Below are 4,921 nucleotides of genomic sequence, written 5' to 3' on the forward strand. Positions count from 1 at the left end.
CGGTGATATCGGCGCCGCTGGTGTAGAGCGCCGTCATCGTCTCGCCGGTGATGTTGGTGTGGGTCAGCACCGCCCCCTTCGGGCGACCGGTGGTGCCCGAGGTGTACATGATCAGCGCCGGCGCGTCGTCAGCGATGTCCACCGGCTGATGCGGTTCTCCCGCCTCGCCGATCAGGTCCTCGTAAGCCCAGCACGCGGGCAACATATCCGCACCACAGTCACCGGCCACGATGATCTCCGGGACGCTCGAAAGCGATGGTTCGATCTCCCGAACGCCGGTAGCCACCGATGCCAGCACGGCTTCGGTGACCACGACGCGGGGGTCGCAGTCTCGCACCAGAAACGCGAGTTCGGTTGGTGTCAACCGGAAGTTGACCGGGACGGCGATCGCCCCGAGCATGTTGGCCGCCAGCACCGCCTCGACGAACTCGGTGCGGTTGAGCATCAGAATCATCACCCGCTCGCCGAAGCCGACACCGCGGCGGGCCAGCGCGTCGGCCAGCGCCGCGACCCGGGCACGCAGCTGCGCCCACGTGATGGTCTCACCCAGAAACCGCAACGCCGGCGCGTCCGGCTGCATCAGCGCATGCCGGTCGAGCTGGTTGATCCAGTTCTGCCGGCGGGAGCGGTAGGGCTGTGCGGCGGCGTCGAGTTCCGGGGTGTGGTGCGTAGTCAACTCACGGCTCCCGCTTCGCGGCGGCCAGCTGTTCGGCGCGCCGTTTGAGGTTGTCGGCCAGGTAGTCCAGGGCATTGTTGACGGCCTTCTTCACCATCGGCTTGGGTACCGGCAGCTGGGTTTCGACGTCCATGTCGACCGTCAGCAGCGCGCTAGCACCCATCTGCACCACCGAGAACAACTGCTCCTGCTTGGTGAACAGCTCGCCCTGCTGCATCACGGTCTGGATCTGGGTGGCGCTGGGGTAGTAGACCGCCTGGATGTAGCTGCCCTGGAAGCCGGAGACCGACGCATCCAGCCGCAGCTGACTGGGCCGGCCGTCGTCATAGCGAGCCAGCACCCACAGCGCTTCGACTTCGTCGTTCCACTGCGGGTAGGACTCGAAGTCGGCGACGATGGCCATGATGGTGGCGGCGTCGGCGGCAACTTCGACGGTCTTGCTGACGATCGGCACCGCCCGAGCATATCCAGATCACGTCCGCGTTATCGTCGAGTTCCTCGACGGTGTGCCCGGCGACTAGCCGATGCAGGCGGTGGCCAGCAGCGAGCGGATGCCCGCAGGTATGGGCACCGGACGGCGGCTGGTGCGGTCGACGTAGACGTGCACCCAGTGCCCGAGCGCGGCCAGCGGCTCTGCGCTGTCGCCGCCGTCTTCGGCGCCACCGTCTGAGAACACGCCGAGTCGGTAGGTGACGCTGGTGCGCCCGAGCCGGGTGACCGCCAGGCCCACCGCCAGCCGCTGCGGGAAGCCCAGCTCGGCGAAGTAGCGACAGCCCGACTCGGCGACGATGCCCAATTCGGGCATGGTGACCGGGTCGACGCCGGCGTTGGCGGCGATCCAGCCGTTGATGGCGGTGTCGAACAGCTGGTAGTGCACCGCGTTGTTGAGGTGGCCGAACATGTCGTTGTCGGCCCAGCGGGTGTCCACCGGCCAGCGCACCGGGAAGTCACGGCTGGTCAGGCCTGCGGGCGCGGGCGGAACCGAGGCAGCCATGGTTGTATTCCAGCATGGTGACCATCCGCGGCGCCGTGCTGGAGCGGATCGGGGCGCCGCGGCCGTACACCGACTCGCGGCCGCTGACGGTGGGGCAGCTGGAGCTGGCGCCACCCGGCGACGGTGAACTGCTGGTCCGCATTGAAGCCGCCGGCGTCTGCCACTCCGACCTGTCGGTGGTCAACGGCGACCGGGTACGGCCGGTGCCGATGCTGCTCGGCCACGAAGCCTCCGGGATCGTGGAGCAGGCCGGTAACGGCGTCACCACCGTGGCGCCCGGGCAGCGGGTGGTGTTGACGTTTCTGCCGCGGTGCGGCCACTGTCCGGCCTGCGCCACCGGCGGCGTGACACCGTGCCAGCCGGGCAGTGCCGCCAACGCCGCCGGCACCCTGCTCGACGGCGGGGTGCGGCTGAGCCGATCCGGCCGACCGGTCTATCACCACCTCGGGGTCTCCGGATTCGCCACCCGCGCGGTGGTCAGTCAGGCCAGCGCGGTGGCGGTGCCCGACGACGTTCCGCCGCCGGTCGCGGCGCTGCTTGGTTGCGCGGTGCTGACCGGCGGCGGCGCGGTGCTCAACGTGGGCCGCCCGACACCGGGTCAGACCGTCGCCGTCGTCGGCCTCGGCGGTGTCGGCATGGCGGCGGTGCTGACCGCATTGGCACACGACGACGTCGACGTCATCGCGGTCGACCGACTGCCGGAAAAACTCGCCGCAGCAAGCCTTCTCGGCGCCCAGCGTGCCTACACCCCGGAGCAGGCCGTCGATGCGGGCGTCCGCGCAACGGTGGTGATCGAGGCGGCCGGCCATCCGGCCGCACTGCAGACCGCGATCGAGCTGACCGCTCCCGGCGGTCGCACCGTCACCGTGGGATTGCCGCGGCCGGACGCTCGGATCAGCGTGTCGCCATTGGGCCTTGTCGCCGAAGGCCGGTCACTGATCGGCAGCTACCTGGGCTGCGCGGTGCCGGCCCGCGACATCCCCCGGTTCGTCGCGTTGTGGCGGGCGGGCCGGCTGCCGGTGCAGGCCCTGGTATCGGCCACCACCACGCTAGACGACATCAACGGCGCCATGGACCACCTGGCCGACGGCGCCGCGGTGCGCCAGCTCGTCACGTTCGGCGGGCACTGAATTCGGTATCGGCCCGGCCGCGGCGACGGTGTGATTAACTGCACAGATGGGCAAGCTGGCGCTCTTCCTGGCGGCTACTGCGGCGACCGCCGCGGCGCTGTCACCGATGGACACCACAACCGCCGCGGCCGCTCCGTCGGACACCAACGGCGGAATCCAGGTCCCGCTGGTGTCTGCCCTGCGAAGCTGCGATTTCGGCCGTCTCCTCAACCCCTTCTGGGGGAAGCCCTCCACCGGCCAGGGCGAGGCCGTCATCCGCAAAACCGGGAACACCGTGGTCGCCGAGGTGCACTTCGTGAACACTCGCGAGCTCGGCGTGCACTACGACGTCGGGCTGATCCAACTACCCCGGCCGCCCTCGCCGCCGTCGTGCGGTCCCGGAGACCCGGGGACGGCTTTCGTCGGCATGGACACCGACGCGGCCGGCCGGGGCTCGGTCACTCTCCAGGACGCGATCCGACCGGGAACGACGGGCGTGTGGATCAAGATCGACCGCCCAAGCCCACGTTCCCAGGACCCGATGGAGTTGTACAGCAGTAGCTTCATCGCCCGCATATAGCGCCGAGCGGTTCGGTCACAGCCGCGACTGCGCGCCGAGCGCGGTGTCGCTGCGCCGCAGCCCACGGATGATCGCCTCCTGGGTAAACGATGCGACGAGGTTGCCCTCCTCGGTGTGAATCTGCCCGCGCACGTACGACATACCGGCGCCGACTTGGGTGCTTTCGTGCGAGTAGAGCAGCCAGCCCGCCCAAGAGACCGGTTCGTGGAAGCTGACGCTGCTCGTCATCGGCGCGGTGGACACCGTCAGGTGTGCCTGGCTGGTGCCGATCCCCGGGTGCGCGCGCATGGTGGTGGAGATCCCCAGGTGCCCGGTGAAGTACGCCAGCAGCGCCTTGGCCAGATCGTCGCGGTCGGGGATGGTGTCGTAGCGCAGCCACGCGTACAGTTCCGGCGGCCCGACCTCGTCGGGGCTGTTGACGTCGACGACGTCCACCAGCCGCAGGTCGCGACCGATCATTCCCATAGCGCAGACGTTCGCGTCGGCAGGGGCCGCGACGTCGGGCCGGGAGAGCTGGTGGCGGATCACGTCGGCGGTGGGGATGTCGGCGAGCACCGTCACGGTGACGCAGCGCCGGCCGTTCTGCTGCGCAGTCACCACCGCGGTGGCGGTGGACCGGCCTTCGTGCACGACGTCGATGTCGAGTTCGACCGCCGGGCCGACCGTCACCACCCGGGTGAACACCGCGTGTGCCGAACGGACCGACTTGTCCGGAAACCGTTTGGCCACAGCGACAATCGCCTGTCCCAGCAGCTGGGTGCCTTCCACCACCTGCCGGCCATCGTCTCCGGCGACACCGGTCTGGCCGGTGAAACGGTCGGATCCGACGGGCACCACGTCGAACAAGTCCAGCAGGCCGGTGACCGACCATTGCGCTTGCTCAGCTTCTCCTGCCATCCGACGAGCTTGACACGCACGTCAGGTCGCGTCGATCACCAGGGCCGCAAACCGGTCGATGGTTTCGCGCGCATGGGCCAGGCTGTCGCCTGGCAACGGCACCTGCACCCAGGTCACCCCGACCGCAGTCAACTTCTCCAAGCCGGTCAGGTAGGCGTCGGCGTTGAAGCCGTCGTCAGCGGGACTGCCGCCGGCAGAGTTGGTGAAGACCACGTCGATGTCCGAGGCGTCCCGGTCCGACGCGTCGAAGCGGCGCCGCAGGTCGTCGATGCCGGCGACCAGTCGCTCGAGCGAGTCGATGGTTGCGGTGCGGGCGGCGTGCGCCAGCCCCGGCGGCGCCGGGAACGGGCACCAGCCGTCGCCGTACGCGACCACTCGCCGGCGCGCGGCCGCGGTGTTGCCGCCGATCCAGATCGGCGGCCGGCTGACCGGCCGCGGGTGCGCGGTGACGCCGCGGGCGGTGAAGTGCCGCCCTTCGACGGTGACATCGTCTGTGGTCCAGATCGCCTGGATGACCTCGAGGGCTTCGTCGAAGAGGTCGGTGCGTTCGTCGTAATCGACGCCGAGGGCCGCGAATTCTCCCTTGAGGTAGCCGACTCCGGCGGCGAGGGTGAACCGGCCGCCGGAGAGCAGATCCAGCGTCGCACCGGACTTGGCCACCACGA

At 69.6% G+C, this 4,921-nt stretch carries 7 protein-coding genes; 2 read left to right on the plus strand and 5 right to left on the minus strand.

Annotated features, from left to right (window positions below; translation table 11 throughout):
• The 3 genes from AC2VOP_RS13890 to AC2VOP_RS13900 form a co-directional block, all read right to left on the minus strand.
• The coding region (locus AC2VOP_RS13890; RefSeq protein WP_486961511.1) for an AMP-binding protein at positions 1 to 676 on the minus strand (676 nt) is incomplete at its 3' end.
• Position 677: 1 nt separating this feature from the next.
• Positions 678 to 1,130 carry an SRPBCC family protein gene (locus AC2VOP_RS13895; RefSeq protein ID WP_486961512.1) on the minus strand — a complete coding sequence of 151 codons (453 nt, stop codon included), beginning with the start codon at positions 1,128 to 1,130 and terminating at the stop codon, positions 678 to 680.
• A gap of 63 nt (positions 1,131 to 1,193) precedes the next feature.
• Positions 1,194 to 1,670 (minus strand): acyl-CoA thioesterase, encoded by a 477-nt coding sequence (locus tag AC2VOP_RS13900; protein ID WP_486961513.1) that lies wholly within the window; start codon positions 1,668 to 1,670, stop codon positions 1,194 to 1,196.
• Between the two features lie 14 nt (positions 1,671 to 1,684).
• On the opposite strand from AC2VOP_RS13900, the gene AC2VOP_RS13905 reads away from it, so the two are divergent.
• Entirely contained in the window at positions 1,685 to 2,800 is a 1,116-nt protein-coding gene (locus AC2VOP_RS13905; RefSeq protein WP_486961514.1) for an alcohol dehydrogenase catalytic domain-containing protein, read from the plus strand.
• A 46-nt stretch (positions 2,801 to 2,846) separates the two neighbouring features.
• The gene (locus tag AC2VOP_RS13910) at positions 2,847 to 3,359 is read left to right on the plus strand and encodes a hypothetical protein (RefSeq protein ID WP_486961515.1); all 513 of its coding nucleotides are present in this window, start codon (positions 2,847 to 2,849) and stop codon (positions 3,357 to 3,359) included.
• 15 nt (positions 3,360 to 3,374) lie between these two features.
• On the opposite strand, the gene AC2VOP_RS13915 is transcribed toward AC2VOP_RS13910, so the two are convergent.
• Both AC2VOP_RS13915 and AC2VOP_RS13920 read right to left on the minus strand, forming a co-directional pair.
• Positions 3,375 to 4,256: an acyl-CoA thioesterase gene (locus tag AC2VOP_RS13915; RefSeq protein WP_486961516.1), complete on the minus strand. Its 882-nt coding sequence runs from the start codon at positions 4,254 to 4,256 to the stop codon at positions 3,375 to 3,377.
• A gap of 21 nt (positions 4,257 to 4,277) precedes the next feature.
• Positions 4,278 to 4,921: TIGR03619 family F420-dependent LLM class oxidoreductase (locus AC2VOP_RS13920; protein WP_486961517.1), on the minus strand; the 644-nt coding region annotated here is incomplete at its 5' end.

The sequence above is a fragment of the Mycobacterium sp. TH-M106 genome, assembly GCF_057473765.1.

Bases quoted from the DNA above. Each gene is read 5' to 3' on its own strand.
- AC2VOP_RS13900 (WP_486961513.1), bottom strand. From the start codon at position 1,670: ATGGCTGCCTCGGTTCCGCCCGCGCCCGCAGGCCTGACCAGCCGTGAC.
- AC2VOP_RS13905 (WP_486961514.1), top strand. From the start codon at position 1,685: ATGGTGACCATCCGCGGCGCCGTGCTGGAGCGGATCGGGGCGCCGCGG.
- AC2VOP_RS13910 (WP_486961515.1), top strand. From the start codon at position 2,847: ATGGGCAAGCTGGCGCTCTTCCTGGCGGCTACTGCGGCGACCGCCGCG.
- AC2VOP_RS13915 (WP_486961516.1), bottom strand. From the start codon at position 4,256: ATGGCAGGAGAAGCTGAGCAAGCGCAATGGTCGGTCACCGGCCTGCTG.